This is a genomic window from Coleofasciculus sp. (assembly GCF_046539235.1).
Taxonomy (GTDB): Bacteria; Cyanobacteriota; Cyanobacteriia; order Cyanobacteriales; family Coleofasciculaceae; genus Coleofasciculus.
Genome location: NZ_JBKHHI010000113.1, coordinates 1 through 16,714, shown reverse-complemented (window position 1 = coordinate 16,714; position 16,714 = coordinate 1). Strand labels below are relative to the sequence as shown.

Here is a 16,714-nt window from a genome sequence, read left to right as displayed (position 1 = left end):
AGGTCTATGATAGTTTATTAACGTGCGATCGCGTCCTGATCTCTTGTGGCTAAAGACTCGCTGATAAAGCGTTTCGCTTTTAGTACCCCCTTGATAGTTCAGTCCGCGTAGGCGGACTTTGTTTGTATAGCCGCGACTTCAGTCGCCAGGGCAAAAAGGGAATTACTCCAGGAGTAAGGTCGTGTGATTATCGATAAAAGCAGGTTTCCCGTTACTATCCATCGCGCTGAAGGTTTGGAAATAGCGGCGGACAGGCGGCGGAAAATCGGGAAAATCAAAATAGGTGTCACCCACAGCAATATCTGCCCAAAAGTTACGTAAACTGGGGGCAAGTTTATCCGCGTCGTGTTGGGGTAAACATAAAGGTGGGGCGGTAAGTAACTTTACCATAAACGGATGAGAGCGATCGCCCATCCATTTTCGCGAAATTTCCGGCAAATTCTCCCAACCGGGTACAGAGGTGATGTGATGGGATTCTATCTGTAACCAGCGATTCCCTAAATTATCGGTTCGCAGTTCTAAGACTCGGTAGGGATGGGGATAGCTGACTAATGATCCAGTGGTAATATCATAGATTCCCTGATGATAGGCAATATCCTGGACATGAAGATGACCCGTAAAGATCAAATTCACCCCAGCCGCTTTGAGCAGATTTAACAGGGTGGGGGCATTATCCAGCATATAGCGCCGTCCCAAGGGATGCTTGGCTTGATCCGGTAGATGTTCGATGACATTGTGATGTACCATGACCACAACCAACTTATCCTGGGTTTGGGCAAGCACATCCTCAAGCCATGCCAATTGCGGTGCATCCAGACAACCCCGTTGTTTACCCTTCTGGTCAAATTGGTTGGAATTTAGCCCAATAAGCTGCACACCGGGGAAAATTTCACGGGTGTAGTAGAGTTGGTCGGGATTCTCATAGCCAAATTGACGATAGTAATGGGGAAACTCTTTTAATCCAATCGAACGTTCATCGGGTAATAGCGTGGGGACATCATGATTACCAGGTACAACGTAAACCGGGTAGGGTAGCTGGGACAATCGCCGTTGTAGCCAGTCATGGTTCGTCGGTTCGCCGTGCTGGGTTAAGTCTCCTGGAAGCAGGAGAAAATCTAGATCAATATGTTCTAAATGGTTGAATACTAACTCTAGGGCAGGGATACTGATTTCCACTAAATGGAAGCGGTTGGGAATATCCCAAATAGTTTGGGGTAGAGCAATGTGTAAGTCGCTGATTACCGCAAAGCGGGCATTTAAACTCATGAAATTTTTCCCTCTCTCAGCCCTTGGTTTCCAGGTTGAGTGTCGGATTTGTCTTGGCTGCAAAAGTTTCTGTGAAACCTTAGATGTTTCTGGCATCTAGATTTTCACAAAAATTAATTATTCTGTATATTTTCGAGCCAGATTCCGACACAATCGCTAGATTAGAATTAGCATCTATAAGCTAGTGCTTTGCCGAAATCGAGCGACACCATCCAGGTTTGAAATTCATTATACCATTGTCAGAGGGGTAACAACCCTACTATTTACCAGGGTTTTGGAGAAAGTGGTTATGTTTGAAAAGATGCTTGTTGCCATAGATACCTCTGGTATGAGTGATCATGTTTTTGATCAAGCCCTAGAGTTAGCCAAAGCGGTCAAGGGTCATCTATTACTGTTGCACGTTCTGTCTCCGCAGGAAGACACGAGTCCGGGTATGCCAGGATTTTCCGAGGCGGACTATTATCCGTGGCGATTAGATGATGTGAATGTCAGCTACCGCAAGCAGTGGGACGAATTTGAAAGCGAATGTCTGGAGATTTTGCGATCGCGCACAGGTGCAGCTACGGCGGCTGGTGTCTCGGCTGAGTTTACCCAGGTGCCAGGAAGTCCGGGGGAAACCATCTGTAAGGTGGCGAAGAATTGGCAAGCTGATCTAATTATTATTGGTCATCGGGGGTTGTCAGGGCTTTCGGAGTTAATTTTGGGGAGTGTCAGTAATTATGTTCTCCATCATGCTCCCTGTTCAGTCCTGACGGTGCAATTACCTACTGTTAAAACGTCTTAATTCTGTAAAACTGATGGAATGGAATTCTGAATCTTTAGAAAGCCAAATTGCTATTCAATTTAAGCATAGTGATCTGCTTAGACTTGCTTTGATGCATCGCTCTTATGCTGAACAAATTGGAGAACCTGAACAAAATAACGAGCGCTTAAAATTTATTGGAGATGCTATTGTTAATCTGGTAATTACTGACTATTTATATCATAACTGTCCCTATTTAGAGGTGAGTAATTTTAAAGGCTTACGGGACAAGTTAGTCGAAGGACAACGGTTAACCAAACTATGGTATCAATTGGGGTTAGGCGAAGGGTATCCGTTTCTGGGACTAACCCAAGAACGGCATCGCTTGCGTTTACAAAATCACAATCCCTTTGAAGAAGCATTGATAGCGTTAGTTGGGGCGATTCATCAGGATCGGGGGTTTTCTCAGGCGCGGAATTGGTTGGTTAAGCAGTTGATTGCGCCGTTGCTGGAGCGGCATTTAAAAAATAAGAAAGAGCGTTCGTCACCGAATAAACAGTTAAGGTTTCTGGGAGATGCGGTATTGAAGGGGATAGTTGCGGATTATTTGTATGACTATCTTCCTCATGTGAAAGTGGGCAATTTAAATGAGTTGTTTAAGGAGTTAACGTCTAAGGAGAATCAATCCGACTATATTAATCAAATCACGACTGAGGATCTGACAGCGCTGAATTTTGGGAATGAGAAGGTTTTAGGCAAATCATTTAAGGCATTATTAGCCGCCGTTTATCTGAATCGCAGTGCTGAAAATGATAAGCGGGGATTTGCGGACACTGAAAACTGGTTTGTTGAACGGTTTGTTGATCAGGATCAGGTGTTAAGAAAGGCGATTCGTTTACTGATGGAGGATGGTCGATCACAAAAGTGGATTGTCCGCCATGTTATGGGGTATGAAAGTAAAGATTATCATGCGGGGAGAGATCGGTTTAATCAGGTGATGGAAGGTTAGGTTGGTAGCCGTAAAACTGATAAACATAACTCCCACAGAGCCATTAGGTCAAACGGATCGCTCCTACAGGTGGTTCATCGCCTCTAAAGGGAACAGGGGTTTGACCTGTAATTTGATTTCTATCTCCCCTCATTGACGCAAAAATGCCCCGAATTCAAGAACTCGTCATTGTAAACGCTCCTCTGAAGGATAGTATTACTACTTGAGACTTAATCGTACACAACCATCATCATGAATATTCTTTTTGTTGCCGCAGAGGTAGCGCCCCTGGCAAAAGTCGGCGGTATGGGGGATGTCGTGGGCGCATTGCCTAAGTTCCTGAAGCGCTTGGGACATGATGTGCGGATTTTTATGCCGTATTACGGCTTTTTACCCGACAAGATGGAGATTCCCAAAGAACCTGTCTGGTGGGGATCTGCCATGTTTGAGTCATTCGCTGTCTATGAGACGGTATTACCCGGAACCGATGTCCCCCTTTATCTGTTTGGTCATCTCGCCTTCTCAGGACGCTATATTTACGCCGGAGCGGATGAAGACTGGCGATTTACTCTCTTTGCTAATGGTGCGGCTGAGTTTGCCTGGAACTACTGGAAACCGCAAATTATTCATTGTCACGATTGGCATACAGGCATGATTCCGGTGTGGATGAACCAATCCCCGGATATTTCCACCGTCTTTACGATTCACAACTTGGCGTATCAAGGTCCCTGGCGCTGGCGCTTACAGCAGATAACCTGGTGTCCCTGGTATATGCAAGGTCATAATACAATGGCAGCAGCGGTACAATTTGCGGATCGAGTGACTGTCGTGTCGCCAACTTATGCAGAACAAATCCGCACGGCTGAATACGGTGAAACTCTAGAAGGCTTAATGTCTTTCATTAGTGGTAAAACAGTCGGGATTCTTAATGGCATTGATACGGATAGTTATGACCCAGAAACCGACAAATATATCGAGCAAAATTTCAGCGCCGATACGCTGGAATTACGTCGCAAAAACAAAGTGACCCTGCAAGAAGAGGTGGGCTTAGAAGTCAACTCCAATGCCTTTTTCATGGGCATGGTCACGCGCCTGGTGGAGCAAAAGGGGATTGACCTATTATTACAAGTCATTGATCGCTTCCTGGCTTACAGCGATGCCCAATTTATATTGCTGGCATCTGGTGAACGCTACTACGAAACCCAAATGTGGCAATTGGCATCTCGCTATCGGGGTCGTGTGTCTGTCCAACTCCTTTATAGTGATGCTCTGTCCCGACGCATTTATGCAGGTTGTGATGCATTCCTAATGCCATCCCGCTTTGAACCTTGTGGCATTAGTCAAATGCTCTCTATGCGCTATGGTTGTGTCCCCATTGTCCGGCGCACAGGGGGTCTGGTGGATACGGTTTTTCACCATGAACCTGTTAGCCAAACTGGGACAGGTTACTGTTTTGACCGCTATGAACCGTTAGACTTTTATACCTGTATGGTACGGGCTTGGGAAGGCTTCCGCTTTAAAGATCAATGGACAACACTACAGCAACGCGGTATGCGTCAGAATTTCAGTTGGGATAAATCAGCCAAACAGTATATCCGCACCTACCGAGAGGTTTTAGGATTACCGCCAGAGGACGAAACTGCCCAAACCCAAGAGGCAGATTCAACCCTTACAGGTGTTGTCAGTTAAACTTACTTCCTCACCCAATCCCCGACCGATTTAATTAAGGCTTCGGGAATCTAAAGGGAACAGGTGATTCGTGATACTTGTAGGGGCGGGTTTGGGGACTTTCTGTTGGCTATTGATGGTAAAATTTGTGCAAAACCCGCCCTTACTCAGTTTGCAGATGAACTACGAGACTTCGCTCCGTCCCCTGCACCTGGAGTCCTTCGGCTTTCCTGCATTTCCACTGAACCCCCAGCGTGATCAGTTCATGGTAAGGTTATAATTAACTACTGCCCAATAAAAATCGGAATTGAAGATTTTTGTCTGAATCGAATTTTTCACCGATCAATTCTACCAACGATATCGAGATCGACTTTGATCGCTTAGAGGAAGTAAGCCTAGGTGAAGTGGAGTTAAAAGGTGAGCTGCTCGCCGCCTTGGTAGAGGTCATTCGCCTTAACCTAGAAGCGATTAAACAAGCTGAAGCTGTCAATGATTATTCAACTGTCGCCAGATGCGCCCATCAACTGAAAGGGGCGGCGGCTAATGTGGGTGTTTCATCTCTCCAAGCGATCGCGACTGAATTGGAGCGTCAGGCAAAAGCCGAGAATTCGTCCAATGTTGCCGATCTGCTTATTGCACTAGAGAGCCAGAGGTTAGGGGTACAATCTTATGTTTCTAACCAACTCCCCTAATATAGCATTGCGTTTAATCGGCTATCAAATTACCGATCGCGTTCAAGGCTTAGATGCTGGTGCTGATGAGTTTATCTGCAACTGTATCCACTCAATTAGATTGGGTCGCTCTTTAGTCAAATTTTTGTGCCATTTTAGTCAAAGCCAGCTATTATTGCTAAACTAACATTTTATATGCCTGAAGGTATAACACGATTGAGTAACAGCGAAATGCGAAATCCCTAAGCACGTTCAACAAGGCTTGACATTTTAGCCACTATTGTGTATTGGAATCAATACTTCCCTTAAACCCCATGGGGCAATAACAGAAGTATCCACGCCAATTTTTTAGATCAATTAAGGCATTAATCGACAAAACTCATGTACCTTTGAGGTAACAACGAGAGCTTCGGGAGCATAGCAAAAGTGATGAGGAGATATAGGTTTAAGGGTTGTTTCCAGCCAATCGGCAAAACTATGCACCATTGGGGATATATTGTGATTAGTTCAGTGGTGGGCAGCACCTTACTCAGTCTGGCAGCTAACATCACTAGTCCTCAGAGTATTGCCCAAGCCCAAACCAACCCACAAGCCAATCAAAAAGGCTCATTAGGAGAATCACTCCTAAATAACATGCTGGGTGCGGATGCCCTGCGTCCCCAAAACTCTGCCCCAAATACAACTCAACCCGCACAAACAGCACCGACATCAACGCCTAGTCGTGGCAGACAAATCGTGCAAGCCACAACCTTTCCCGATATTCAAGGCAATTGGGCGCAAGCCTTTATCGAAGCCCTAGCCGCACGGGGAATCATCCAGGGATTTCCCGATGGGACATTTCGACCCAATGCCCCAGTCACCCGCGCTCAGTTTGCAGCGATGATTCGTCAGGCGTTTGACCAACCCCTGGAACGTCCAGGAACTCAGTTTTCGGATATCCCAGCTAACTTCTGGGCATTGGATGCCATTCAAGAAGCGTATCGCATGGGATTTATGGAAGGATATCCCAATAATATTTTCCTTCCGGATCAAAATATCCCGCGTGTGCAAGTGCTAGTGGCATTAGTCAGTGGGTTGGATTTATCGGCTCCCGATCAAAGTACAGCCCTATTAAATCAAGCCTTTCAGGATGCCGCTCAAATTCCGGACTGGGCGCAGAATAGCGTTGCGGCAGCAACGGTAAACCAGATGGTGGTGAATTACCCGAATGTGGCGTTCTTAAATCCGAATCAGACGGCTACTCGTGCTGATGTAGCTGCCTTTATCTACCAAGCATTAGTCAGCCAAGGTCAATTACCCCAAATCCCGCCCTCCACTGTAGCCAGCCGTTACATTGTAGGTTACGAACCCATTGCCCAAGAACCCCCAACACCACCAACACCGACACCGGAACAACTTGCTGCCTTGCGACGGCAATATCTCTTGCCAGCACCGCCGGTGGAAGAGCAATTGCGTCGGATTGTACGCGGGGGTTCTAGTATTAATAGCCCTACAGCTTTCGGCGCTCAAACGGGGAATATATTCTTCGGTGCTACCTATCAAGAGCAAGTGCGGTTTTTCGATGAAGACGATGGTGCGGTTGTTGTCGGTTTTGGTGTCGGTGATGCTAGAAGAATTGTTGCCCTAGAAACCGCTGTTTCAATTTATGACTTATTTGGCGATACCTTTGAAGATGGCGGAATTAGTTTCAAACTTCACCGCTTAATTGGTGATGATTTAGCGGTGGCAATTGGTGTGGAGAATGCCATTGTTTGGGGTAATACGGATGGCGACCAAAGTGTTTATGGGGTTGTCAGTAAAGTTTTCCGTTTGCGAGAAAATTCCAGTGATCCCTTTAGTCGCCTAACTGCTTCTGTTGGTCTCGGTGGGGGGCGTTTCCGTTCTGAAGAAGATATTGAGGATAAAGAAGGTACAACAAATGTTTTTGGTAGCATTGGTCTGCAAGTTGTAGAACCTGTTACTTTAATCGCCGATTGGACGGGCCAAGATTTATATTTAGGCGCTTCAATTGTGCCGATTCAGGGGGTTCCTCTGGTGATTACCCCGGCTGTAGCTGATGTGACGGGTAATGCTGGCGATGAACCTCGGTTCATTTTGGGGATTGGTTATGGGCTATCGTTCTAAAGCTTGTAGATTGATTCACCTCCAATTCGTGGCGTAGGGGCATAGCAATGCGATGCCCATTACTCAAATCAGTTATATAAGGAGAAGACGATGAAAAAGAGACATTTAGCATTTCAGTTAGGATTAGGTTTAGCTGTGGGAGTAGCAGGAATTTTATCGATGACAACATCGAGCCAAGCCAAGCCTGTCCTATCTGATGTTACGGGCAATATTATTACCACCAGTGATATAGCGGGCGGTGCTTTTGCTCCGGCAGGAGGTGGTGAACTCATTCTCGTGTATGAAACGTCTCAGATACAAGAGGATGTTTTCGATGCGGCGGATATCGTGAATGAACGACTTGCCCAACGGAATTTGCCCGGTGTTGGTAATGATACGTCTCCAATTCCCGCAGCAGTCCAGCAAAACTTTGCCCAGGTTTTGACGGGAACGGGTAACGTTGATGCGGGAGTGAGTCAAATTCAAAACGCCCTCGCGAATGCTGGGGCAAATCCCACCCTTGCCCAGAATCTCGCTACTAGCCTATCCGGATTGACAGCAGGTGGTAGCGTTAATGCCGCTCAGTTTGCGGCTGTGGTTGAAGCGTACAATGCTTTAATTAGTGCCAGTAATTTTGAGTTTTTACGGGAACCGCCGGAAGAACTGCGAGCTATTCGTTCTGTTCTGGCTATTTTGTTAAATGCGGCTTTAGCGACTAATTAAACGAGGAAGCTTAATAATTTTTAGGTTGTAGGTTGGGTTCAGGAACCCAACCCAACTCTACTCATCTTAGTATTCTGAACCTCTAGGCATGTAGTCGTCCTCGTCTTCGTCCTCCAAGGGATCGATTGGTCTATAATCCACATAATCGCTGGCAGGCGGTTCTACCTCTTGATCTGCCACAGATACCGTTAAGTCCTGGGCAGGACGACGTCTTTTTCTAGGTGGGGGCTCTATATCAGGCTCTATATCAGGGTTGGGGCTGCGACTCGGTGGACGCGAAGGGCGAGGACGACGAGTAGGAGTTGGTCTATCATCCCAGTCATTATCTACATCAGCCTCCCATCTGTCTGCAGGAGGTCTTGAGGAACGAGTTGCAGGACGTGGACGGCGTTTACGTGAGCGTTCTTCTGGGGGGAAGTCATCGGAGACGCTGCGACTTTTAGGACGGCGAACCTCGGTTTCGTACCTGTCGCTGCGGTTATAGCGCGAATCTGCTGTTCCCCGGAGGCGACGACCAATGTAGGGATCTTCATCTTCCATCGGTTCAAGTTCGTCCAACTCAGCTACCTGGCGATAAACGTTGCTCACCGGGCGTTCGTCATCGACAACTTTTGTATTGCGTTTGGCTTGTTCGGTGGTGATCCCTCGTAGACGAAGGGTTTCAACCGCAAAGAAAATTACAGAACCCGTCAACAGAAACTGACCAAACTGGAGAATCGGATCAAGTCGCCATCCTTGAAATACCAAAATAAAGCCGCACAAGAGTCCGACAGCGGCGAAAAATATGTCGTGATCTCGTGCTAACTCCGGACGTACCGATCGCAGGAAATAAAGCCCTGCTCCGGCAACTGCCAAGAAAATGCCCAGAATACTGGCTGAGTTCAGCCCAAAATTTACCATTGCTGCTCTCCTAAGTCAGTCCTATGGTAGCGAGTTTTGCCCATAAATCTCTACCTTTTTAACTGGCTATGCCAAAATTTGTTGACCCAGTTGGGGGAATAAAGCTTCACGCCTAGTCTATTCTACTCAAGTTCAGGTTCAGGAAGCTAGATAGCGAAAACAGGGTAGCGACTGATGAGCTACCCTGTTCCTGGACAAAGGGTTCAAAAACGACCGCTCAAGCTTAGGATCGTTGGATTTTATCCTTCTGGCTGATAAAGATCAGAGCAACAGTGGCGGGAATCACCACAATTACCCCACCCAAAACGAGACTCCAGAAAAAGTTGGCTAATGAGGGCGTCATAGAACTTTAATCCTTGTAACTATTGTTCATACTCATTTTACCCTAACTCCCTAATCTCCCCTATTTACCCGTGATCACTGTTTCAAGACGTTTTACCTGCGACACAGAGCGCAGGTTGGGAGTCCTTTTCCATAACTTGAGAGGCGTAGTGACTTGATTTAGCGATATAAATGCCAAGTAAAACCACAGCAAACGCGAATCCGTTAAACAGACTTAAGTGTTCTGCAAACAGAACCCACGCCACCAAAGCCGCTAGTACCGGATCAAGGAGCAGGAACACACCCACTAAGCCAGAAGACAAGCGTTTGAGGCTATATGCCTGAAGTCCTTGACCAACAACTTGACAGACAACCGCTAAACCGATAACCGATAACCATCCTGAACCCGAAATTGGGAACAGTCTGTCTTCAGCTAGCAGGACAACGGGTAAGGTTACCACTGTTCCCACTAAGCAGCACCACATAATAATATTTGTGGCATCCCACTTAGCACGCAGTTTTTCAATCAGCATCAAGTTGGCGGCGGAAAACAGGGCGGATAACAACGCGGCAATATCTCCGGCAAAGTTATCGGTTGCGACTTGTAAATCATCAACTCCTAGTGCAGTTGCTCCCACCATTGCCATCATCAACCCAATCAGAAACCGACTATCAAAACGCTGACCGAATATCAGCCATACTCCCAGAGTGGTAAATAAGGGAGTCAAGTTATGTAAGATGGTGGAATTAGCAACACCTGTTTGGGTGAGAGACCATGCCCAAAGTGCCAAACATCCCCAAAACATAACGCCAGCCGCGATCAACATGATCCAATCGCGAAGCGTATACTCTGACTTAGGTATAGACGATTGTTCATCGTGTTGCGATCGCGCTTTCGACTGGTTCAATAGCCATAAGACGATAAAGGCAATCCAGAATCGGTTAAAGATGGTGGCAAATGGACCAAGTTCTCGTTCGCTCAATCGGATAAATATAGCCGCAAGGGATAAAGCGACGATGGCGGTAAATATGGCAATGATAGCCATCATCGTTGGACTAGGATTGAGCTGAGATTTAGATAAGTGTAACGGTTGAGTTTTCTGTATCATTTCAAGTCCATAGAAAGTAATTTGATCGTTATAAGTTCGATAAAAATAATTTATAAATTATCTAAATCACTCGTCTTGCTATAGCCTATTACTTAGCCTTTGAAATTTCCCTCAGTTGTGAAATAGCACCCTTTTCCGCTGCCTCTGTTTTCACAAATCATTTAAACTCACTAGAGTGGGTCTGATTGGCTTCGTGCCAGAAGGCGCAAAGAAAGACTATCTTTTCAGGAGGATAATCCTTTTTGAGTTTTTGGATTGTAGAAGCGTGGCTTTTCAGCTAACGCTACTAGGTATCTTAAGGTTTAAGAGTGACCTAAACTCCAATTATTTTGTATTTTGTTACTGAAATTAATATTTTGTTATATTACACTGTATTCCTTAAAATACTTGAGTTCAAGGCAAGACTGAAAGTCTGATTGTACAGTTACCAAGATCATCCTCTTCCAGCCAGAAAGTCTGCTCATTTCGCCAAGCCGCTTCTGACATAGAACAGGCGTATTGTTTTAATAAAAACCTGCGATCGCCGCTACAATTTAAACGAATGACAAATGACAATTCTAGCCATTAACGCTAGCCATTAACGTTAAGTATGGCATCACCTTGCTCAGGGAAAATGTACCCTTGCTCCCCCAGCTCCCAGACGCGCCATGGCGCGTCTCTACATTGCTCCCCCAGCTCCCCCAGCTTCCCCTCACCACAACACTTATTCAGCAGCCCCTAATTATCCCCACCGACTGACTGAGCTGGATTATGGGATTGAATCATCACACCCTCTGGCGTATAAACCTCTACTCGCAATTGGGCATTATCGCTAATCACTTCCAACGCTTCTCCCAAGGTCAAAATGTGATTCACAAGACCTGCATGAGCATCTGAGTTGCCTTGAGCTTTAGCTATCATTGCCCCTTGTTGCACCATCTGGACATAAGCAGGTGTTAACCGTACCTTGATCATCTGGTTGTCAATTGTATAGGTACAAATGCTGGGTGTACCTGAACAAGTCTGATTCAGATCCCGGCGAGCTTGTTGCATCTTGACGGCTAACTGAAGCTGGTTTTGAGCCTGTTTGAGCGCACCTCGGTAGGGTTCAACCAAAGATTGTGACTTAGCATAGTAATAGGTCTCTTTGGGTACTTGATTAACATAGGTTAAGGCATTGCGCCAGTGAACCAGAGCCACTGACCATTGCTGATCGGATTGAGAGTCTGTCGCCAGTTGAGCCAGCCGCACGCCTTGATTATAGGCATTGGCAGAAATTTGTTCTTGAGTTTTGCGATCGCGGGCTTGGGCAAGTTTTGGTAAATACAGCGCCAATAACTCTTGAGCTTCCTGATAAGCAGTTGTCCCTTGGGGAATCTGTTTCAGACGTCCCATCGACGCTTGCCAAGTGGCATAAACTAATTGCCAGTCTGATAAGGATTGGGCAATTCCTTGACGTACTTCAGCCATCCGCGCCGCTTCTTGAGCCGCTTTTAAATGTTCCTGGGCTTTTCGTTCTTTGAGCAGTCGCTGATTAATTTCTTCTAAGTTCGTCTTATACGCCTTAATTTTGGTTTTGGCTAAAGGTTGAAGATTGCTATCAGTAGGTAGCTGTTCCAATTTCGCGATCGCCTCTCGCCAGATGCTCTGAACTTCCCGCCACTTCGCTTCTGGATGCGGCGGGTTTTGGCTCTCATACCCGGCTCTAGCCGCCGTTTTCAGTGCCTCTACCATATCCGCCACGGTTTCGGATTGGGACTGATAGACTTGCAGTTTTTGTTGCGCTTGGCGGCGGTAACTGGACCAAGGCGGAATCACCGCCACTAATTGAATCGCTTCTTGTAGCTGCTCTTGGGCTTCCAAAACCGCTTTTCCCGATTCTGGGTTTTGCAGGGTTTCTGCTGATTTGTGACTTAACTGTTCCGCTTCTGGCAAAACCGTGCATTTACCCATGACACAAGGGCGAGTCAGGACATAAAGCGTGCTCAAGAAAACCACCAAACTCAACCCAGCACCCGCTACTACTAACGGTAGCCAGGATGATTTTAACCTGAGCTTGACTGACGGCGGTTGTTCGGATTCTGACTCATCCGCTTTATCGTTTACCTCCGGAATCGGTTGATCCCACGGATGCGATGATTCCGCTTGTGTTTCTTCTGAGTCTAGTTTTGGCGGAGTTTCCGCCTCAGAGGAGGAGTTAGTCTGCTCTGTCTGGTTTGTTTCTACCGCATCCGCCTCAGAGGTTGTCGTCGTTTCGGGTTCAGGTTCAGGCAAATCTAGGCAGAGCGATCGCGACATGTAAGGTTTCTTTTCGCCAGCTCGCAGCAGGTTAACTCTTGCTTGTTGAGCCACCAATGGATATTGGCTGCGGATCGTTTGTTCTAAAAACGCCATAATCTGGTCTTGATCCAGCGTCGCCTCGGCGGGATGCTGTACCCAAATCGCTAACCGTTCATCACTTCGCCGACAGCGAATTTGAACAGAAATGCTCTCATGCAGGTATGACTGCAAGTCCTCCTGTAAGCAGTTGCCTAAATCCGTTAATTCCTCTGGGCGCGTCGCTGTTTTCATTTGCTCAAAGCTTGAGCGCTACTCTCAAAATTTACACCCCATTATGACCTATTAGTCGGTAGGGACAATTTAAAAACGGCGAGGATTGTCATTTGTTATTCGTCAGGGAACCGGGAACAGGGAACAGGGAATAGGTAAGCGTTTTGAGTTAACTTCCCCATCTTCCCCAGCTCCCAGACGCGCCATGGCACGTCTCTACATCACTTCCCCAGCTCCCAGACGCGCCATGGCACGTCTCTACATCACTTTAAGATGAAGCCTTCCCACCCCAACCGGGAGCCTTTTGAGCCGCTCTCAGGACGAATGCAGCTAACTTTTCAATTTGCTCCCGTGGCATCCAAGTGTCTGGGACTTGGCGACACCAAAAGCTTGGGGCGCTGCCATCATAAGTCATGGGTTCTCTGAGAAAAGAGATAATCCCATCGACATTATCGCGAGGTGGGGTTGCTCCCGCTAATGTTTCCAATCCTAGGGATACTCTGGGATCTTGGAGGGTGGTTCCGCCAACATGACAATTGATGCAATGGGCTTTAAACAGTTCTTTTCCCTCAGCCAAATCGTCTGGGGTAAATTCCTTTGTCTGTCCCTGTCCATCTAAATCTAATGCAATGGGTTCAGTCACCTTTAAGAAGCGTTTAACGTAGTCATCTATCGCATAAGCTGGAGAGCTAACCATAAAGACGATACAGAGAGCCATCAACGTAGCGAACAGACGGCGGAATAAAAGATTGTATCGGAATGAATGGCTAAGGTGAATTTTTTTAATTCTATTCTTCAGCATTAGGTTCTCGTTTTTTTATCTTTTGTTTGTAGTTACTGAAGGGTTGAACACTAGCCAATTAAACATTGAATGGTTTGACCTCCAACCTTTTAATCGTCTACTTTCAACCCTCCAATGATTCAAAAAAATCCTGATTTAGTTATAAACCTTACCGCCTCCCCACATGATACCTTGGACTTTCGGCTGGACTAGAATATAACCCGCGATCGCTTTGAGGTCATCCTCCGTCAGATTTCTCATCTCAGGAAAGATATCGGCGCTGCGAGTGCTGGGGTGGAATTCATAAATCTCCGTAAATCCATCGTAGGTTGTCGGGTTTTTCATATAGTCTACGAGAGCGGCAATGTTATCCCGAGGCGGGAATGCCAGTTTCAGATCTTCCAGACGTAAGGTTACGTTGGGGTTTGTCTTGGTTCTGCCGCCGATATGACATTGACTACAGCTATCGTTAAACAGGCGTTTGCCTTTGGCTACCTCTTCTAGGCTGAGAACAGTGGTATCACCCTGTTCATTCACGGGAACGGTGCGAATGTCCTCACTCAGTTCAAGAGCGGTTGCGCTACTCACCGCTATTTGAAATACAAAGAATACCATTGCCACAGCCAGCAAGATCAATCGTTTCATTCGGGGTTCTCCTTGGAAAATTTGGCTCATTCGTTTTAAATGCATGAAAATTGCTCAACCTGTAGCTTATCCGTTACGTAAAACTTATACAAATCTACCAGTAGCTGGTCAAATCTGCTGTTTACTTCCTGCTTCATTCTGGTGGTGTCGGCATCTTCCCAGTCCACAGGCTAACACCGTCTAACTGGCGGCTTGCTCTAAATTGAGCGATGCGTTCAAATCTCGGTCACACTCAAACCCACAGTTGTCACACCGGAACACTCGCTCAGATAATGGCATTGAATCTTTTATGGTCACCGACTTGGGCTGGAAGTAGACAGGCAACCGTTCATAAGTCCTCAGCCAGCCGATGACTGGGACTCTTATCCGAAAGTGGTCAAGCTTGATTGACCCATCCAGGGTAAAGCTGTCGTGTTTTCCTTTACGTTTGAACCGAGGTGGCTTGCTCGTTTTCTTAAATACTCGCTTCCATGCAATAGCTAGCTGAGAGAGTGCATACTGGGGAGCGCATTTACTCACCTCGTAATACCATGGGCAAATGGGCTTAACCAGTGCCACCAACCATTTGTGCAGGTCAATTCCAGTGGGAAACTTAATTTTGTCATCTGGATTGTCCCGATTGTGGTCAAGTATCTGTTTGGTTAAGCCTAACCCCCAATTCCAGGCATGACGGGCAACACCCGCGTGTTTAGCTAACTGCGTTCGCTGTTTGTTGTTCAGTTTTAACTCTGTCTTGAATCCTACTAACATTGATTCGACCACAACAATGTGATACTTTTATCATACAACCTGAGGGTTACCTTAACCTGGCGAAAATACTGATCATGACAGTGGCAGATGCGACAAGTGAGTATGAATATGATGCCACTCTCGTGACACCTTTCTCTCAAGAAGTTTTTTACATCAAACAAAGGGTTATAGGTAAAAACTCACAAGCTTTCCCGTTAAAACTCACTTTTATGATCAGCGCCTTTCGCCATCAACGTCATCGGTTCCGAATGGGAAACCACAGTAGGTGAGGTGGGGAAGGGTTGATGGAGACGGATAAGCTGCGCCAGGGTCTTTTTCAACTGGGTGCGAGGGATGATCGCATCGACAAAGCCGTACTGGAGTAGATATTCAGAGGTTTGAAAGTCGTCGGGGAGTTTTTCGCGCAAGGTTTGCTCAATCACTCGGCGTCCCGCAAAACCGATGGTGGCTTTGGGTTCAGCCAGGATAATGTCCCCTAACATAGCAAAACTAGCCGTAACGCCTCCCGTAGTAGGATGGGTTAACACAGGGATATAGAGTAGGTTAGCTTGACGATGCTGTTCCAGCGCCCCAGAGATTTTTGCCATCTGCATCAGGCTTAACATACCCTCTTGCATTCTCGCCCCGCCAGAGGCGCAGATAATCACCACAGGTAAGCGTTGGCGGGTGGCTTGTTCGATCAGGCGGGTCAGTTTTTCGCCCACCACTGAACCCATACTACCGCCCATGAATCGGAAATCCATGACGCCTAGGGCGATGGGTAATCCATGAAGCTGCCCGATTCCCGTTTGCACGGCGTCGGTGAGTTGAGTCTTGTCTTGGTAATCTTGTAGGCGATCAGTATAGGATTTGCGATCGCGGAATTTTAGCGGATCAGTGGGGCGAATTTGCTCATCCAGGGGTATCCAGGTATTCCCATCGATAAGCTGGCGAATCCGTTCATCGCTATATACCCGGATATGATGACCACATTCAGAGCAGACCATTTGATTGGCTCTCAGGTCTTTAGTATAGGTGAGAACCGCGCACGCCTCACATTTTGTCCACAATCCATCAGCAATTTCCCGTTCCCGTCGTTGTTGGGGAATCGGTTCTGATTTTCGTCGATTGGCAAACCAGTCAAATAAAGACATGAAATGTTTTAATTCCTTAATAATTATCCGATATTTCTGCTTATTCCTCGTCTGGAGAACTGAGCAATAACAAAGCTGTCCATTGATCGTAGGAGCGAACTTGCAACGCAGCCGGACTTCCCGCCCCAAAATAGGACGGGATACCCTGATCAATAATCCGACTAGGGATGTCGTGAGCTGCCAGAACCTGCTGCATCAGCTCGGCTTCCCAGCGGGTATGAGTTGTTTTCAGCGTGATCCAGGTGGTCAAAATTAAGCAGGATGATCACAAGACAAGAGTTATTTTACTCGTTTGCGATCGTTATTTGTGCTTTGTCTTATGTCATTCGTCATTCGTCTTCTGTCATACTCGCTTCCCGAAACGATCAAAGTCCCCCTTTTGAAG

18 protein-coding genes and 1 pseudogene are annotated in these 16,714 nt (G+C 46.7%); 8 read left to right on the top strand and 11 right to left on the bottom strand.

Annotation, left to right across the window (positions count from 1 at the left end; genetic code table 11):
* Positions 1-162: 162 nt before the first annotated feature.
* Complete coding sequence (locus ACLFWI_RS12530; protein WP_446413211.1) at positions 163-1,266, bottom strand: metallophosphoesterase family protein; 1,104 nt, start codon at positions 1,264-1,266, stop codon at positions 163-165.
* A gap of 289 nt (positions 1,267-1,555) precedes the next feature.
* On the opposite strand from ACLFWI_RS12530, the gene ACLFWI_RS12525 reads away from it, so the two are divergent.
* From ACLFWI_RS12525 to ACLFWI_RS12495, 7 genes are all read left to right on the top strand, one after another.
* Complete coding sequence (locus ACLFWI_RS12525; protein WP_446413210.1) at positions 1,556-2,050, top strand: universal stress protein; 495 nt, start codon at positions 1,556-1,558, stop codon at positions 2,048-2,050.
* A gap of 13 nt (positions 2,051-2,063) precedes the next feature.
* On the top strand, positions 2,064-3,017 hold the full coding sequence (locus ACLFWI_RS12520) for a ribonuclease III domain-containing protein (RefSeq protein ID WP_446413209.1): 954 nt from the start codon (positions 2,064-2,066) through the stop codon (positions 3,015-3,017).
* Between the two features lie 231 nt (positions 3,018-3,248).
* Positions 3,249-4,685 (top strand): glycogen synthase GlgA, encoded by a 1,437-nt coding sequence (gene glgA, locus ACLFWI_RS12515; RefSeq protein WP_446413208.1) that lies wholly within the window; start codon positions 3,249-3,251, stop codon positions 4,683-4,685.
* 296 nt (positions 4,686-4,981) lie between these two features.
* Positions 4,982-5,356: an Hpt domain-containing protein gene (locus tag ACLFWI_RS12510; RefSeq protein ID WP_446407935.1), complete on the top strand. Its 375-nt coding sequence runs from the start codon at positions 4,982-4,984 to the stop codon at positions 5,354-5,356.
* A complete protein-coding gene (locus ACLFWI_RS12505) occupies positions 5,334-5,522 on the top strand; it encodes a hypothetical protein (protein WP_446413207.1) in 189 nt (62 codons plus the stop codon). The genes ACLFWI_RS12510 and ACLFWI_RS12505 overlap by 23 nt, the downstream gene beginning before the upstream one ends.
* Positions 5,523-5,812: 290 nt before the next feature.
* Entirely contained in the window at positions 5,813-7,459 is a 1,647-nt protein-coding gene (locus ACLFWI_RS12500) for an S-layer homology domain-containing protein (RefSeq protein WP_446413206.1), read from the top strand.
* Between the two features lie 90 nt (positions 7,460-7,549).
* Complete coding sequence (locus ACLFWI_RS12495; RefSeq protein WP_446413205.1) at positions 7,550-8,161, top strand: hypothetical protein; 612 nt, start codon at positions 7,550-7,552, stop codon at positions 8,159-8,161.
* Positions 8,162-8,227: 66 nt separating this feature from the next.
* Here the strand turns inward: ACLFWI_RS12495 and ACLFWI_RS12490 are convergent, their stop codons facing one another.
* The 4 genes from ACLFWI_RS12490 to ACLFWI_RS12475 all read right to left on the bottom strand — a co-directional run bounded on the left by ACLFWI_RS12490 (position 8,228) and on the right by ACLFWI_RS12475 (position 13,041).
* Positions 8,228-9,061: a Ycf66 family protein gene (locus tag ACLFWI_RS12490; protein WP_446413204.1), complete on the bottom strand. Its 834-nt coding sequence runs from the start codon at positions 9,059-9,061 to the stop codon at positions 8,228-8,230.
* A gap of 223 nt (positions 9,062-9,284) precedes the next feature.
* Complete coding sequence (gene psbX, locus ACLFWI_RS12485) at positions 9,285-9,404, bottom strand: photosystem II reaction center X protein (protein WP_006100705.1); 120 nt, start codon at positions 9,402-9,404, stop codon at positions 9,285-9,287.
* Between the two features lie 82 nt (positions 9,405-9,486).
* Positions 9,487-10,491: a DMT family transporter gene (locus ACLFWI_RS12480; RefSeq protein ID WP_446408318.1), complete on the bottom strand. Its 1,005-nt coding sequence runs from the start codon at positions 10,489-10,491 to the stop codon at positions 9,487-9,489.
* Between the two features lie 717 nt (positions 10,492-11,208).
* Positions 11,209-13,041 (bottom strand): hypothetical protein, encoded by a 1,833-nt coding sequence (locus ACLFWI_RS12475; protein WP_446413203.1) that lies wholly within the window; start codon positions 13,039-13,041, stop codon positions 11,209-11,211.
* Between the two features lie 85 nt (positions 13,042-13,126).
* Here ACLFWI_RS12475 and ACLFWI_RS12470 point away from each other — a divergent pair, with 85 nt between their 5' ends.
* Positions 13,127-13,297 carry a hypothetical protein gene (locus tag ACLFWI_RS12470; RefSeq protein ID WP_446413202.1) on the top strand — a complete coding sequence of 57 codons (171 nt, stop codon included), beginning with the start codon at positions 13,127-13,129 and terminating at the stop codon, positions 13,295-13,297.
* On the opposite strand, the gene psbV2 is transcribed toward ACLFWI_RS12470, so the two are convergent.
* From psbV2 to ACLFWI_RS12440, 6 genes and pseudogenes are all read right to left on the bottom strand, one after another.
* Positions 13,289-13,822 carry a photosystem II cytochrome PsbV2 gene (gene psbV2, locus ACLFWI_RS12465; RefSeq protein ID WP_446413201.1) on the bottom strand — a complete coding sequence of 178 codons (534 nt, stop codon included), beginning with the start codon at positions 13,820-13,822 and terminating at the stop codon, positions 13,289-13,291. The genes ACLFWI_RS12470 and psbV2 overlap by 9 nt on opposite strands.
* Before the next feature lie 135 nt (positions 13,823-13,957).
* Positions 13,958-14,446, bottom strand: coding sequence for a photosystem II cytochrome c-550 (gene psbV, locus ACLFWI_RS12460; protein ID WP_446413200.1), 489 nt, complete (start codon positions 14,444-14,446; stop codon positions 13,958-13,960).
* A gap of 180 nt (positions 14,447-14,626) precedes the next feature.
* A complete protein-coding gene (locus ACLFWI_RS12455) occupies positions 14,627-14,725 on the bottom strand; it encodes a zinc ribbon domain-containing protein (RefSeq protein ID WP_446413212.1) in 99 nt (32 codons plus the stop codon).
* A gap of 9 nt (positions 14,726-14,734) precedes the next feature.
* Positions 14,735-15,196 (bottom strand): annotated as a pseudogene (locus ACLFWI_RS12450) (RNA-guided endonuclease InsQ/TnpB family protein); the annotation flags it as partial.
* A gap of 194 nt (positions 15,197-15,390) precedes the next feature.
* Positions 15,391-16,329, bottom strand: coding sequence for an acetyl-CoA carboxylase, carboxyltransferase subunit beta (gene accD, locus ACLFWI_RS12445; RefSeq protein WP_446413199.1), 939 nt, complete (start codon positions 16,327-16,329; stop codon positions 15,391-15,393).
* Positions 16,330-16,369: 40 nt separating this feature from the next.
* Complete coding sequence (locus ACLFWI_RS12440; RefSeq protein ID WP_006100380.1) at positions 16,370-16,579, bottom strand: hypothetical protein; 210 nt, start codon at positions 16,577-16,579, stop codon at positions 16,370-16,372.
* Positions 16,580-16,714: the final 135 nt, after the last annotated feature.

What these genes read in the sequence shown, in the direction of transcription:
- ACLFWI_RS12505 (WP_446413207.1), top strand. Translation starts at nt 5,334, where the DNA reads ATGTTTCTAACCAACTCCCCTAATATAGCATTGCGTTTAATCGGCTAT.
- ACLFWI_RS12495 (WP_446413205.1), top strand. Translation starts at nt 7,550, where the DNA reads ATGAAAAAGAGACATTTAGCATTTCAGTTAGGATTAGGTTTAGCTGTG.
- ACLFWI_RS12480 (WP_446408318.1), bottom strand. Translation starts at nt 10,491, where the DNA reads ATGATACAGAAAACTCAACCGTTACACTTATCTAAATCTCAGCTCAAT.
- accD (WP_446413199.1), bottom strand. Translation starts at nt 16,329, where the DNA reads ATGTCTTTATTTGACTGGTTTGCCAATCGACGAAAATCAGAACCGATT.
- ACLFWI_RS12525 (WP_446413210.1), top strand. Translation starts at nt 1,556, where the DNA reads ATGTTTGAAAAGATGCTTGTTGCCATAGATACCTCTGGTATGAGTGAT.
- psbV (WP_446413200.1), bottom strand. Translation starts at nt 14,446, where the DNA reads ATGAAACGATTGATCTTGCTGGCTGTGGCAATGGTATTCTTTGTATTT.
- ACLFWI_RS12475 (WP_446413203.1), bottom strand. Translation starts at nt 13,041, where the DNA reads ATGAAAACAGCGACGCGCCCAGAGGAATTAACGGATTTAGGCAACTGC.
- psbX (WP_006100705.1), bottom strand. Translation starts at nt 9,404, where the DNA reads ATGACGCCCTCATTAGCCAACTTTTTCTGGAGTCTCGTTTTGGGTGGG.
- ACLFWI_RS12520 (WP_446413209.1), top strand. Translation starts at nt 2,064, where the DNA reads ATGGAATGGAATTCTGAATCTTTAGAAAGCCAAATTGCTATTCAATTT.
- psbV2 (WP_446413201.1), bottom strand. Translation starts at nt 13,822, where the DNA reads ATGCTGAAGAATAGAATTAAAAAAATTCACCTTAGCCATTCATTCCGA.
- ACLFWI_RS12500 (WP_446413206.1), top strand. Translation starts at nt 5,813, where the DNA reads ATGCACCATTGGGGATATATTGTGATTAGTTCAGTGGTGGGCAGCACC.
- glgA (WP_446413208.1), top strand. Translation starts at nt 3,249, where the DNA reads ATGAATATTCTTTTTGTTGCCGCAGAGGTAGCGCCCCTGGCAAAAGTC.
- ACLFWI_RS12530 (WP_446413211.1), bottom strand. Translation starts at nt 1,266, where the DNA reads ATGAGTTTAAATGCCCGCTTTGCGGTAATCAGCGACTTACACATTGCT.
- ACLFWI_RS12490 (WP_446413204.1), bottom strand. Translation starts at nt 9,061, where the DNA reads ATGGTAAATTTTGGGCTGAACTCAGCCAGTATTCTGGGCATTTTCTTG.
- ACLFWI_RS12455 (WP_446413212.1), bottom strand. Translation starts at nt 14,725, where the DNA reads ATGCCATTATCTGAGCGAGTGTTCCGGTGTGACAACTGTGGGTTTGAG.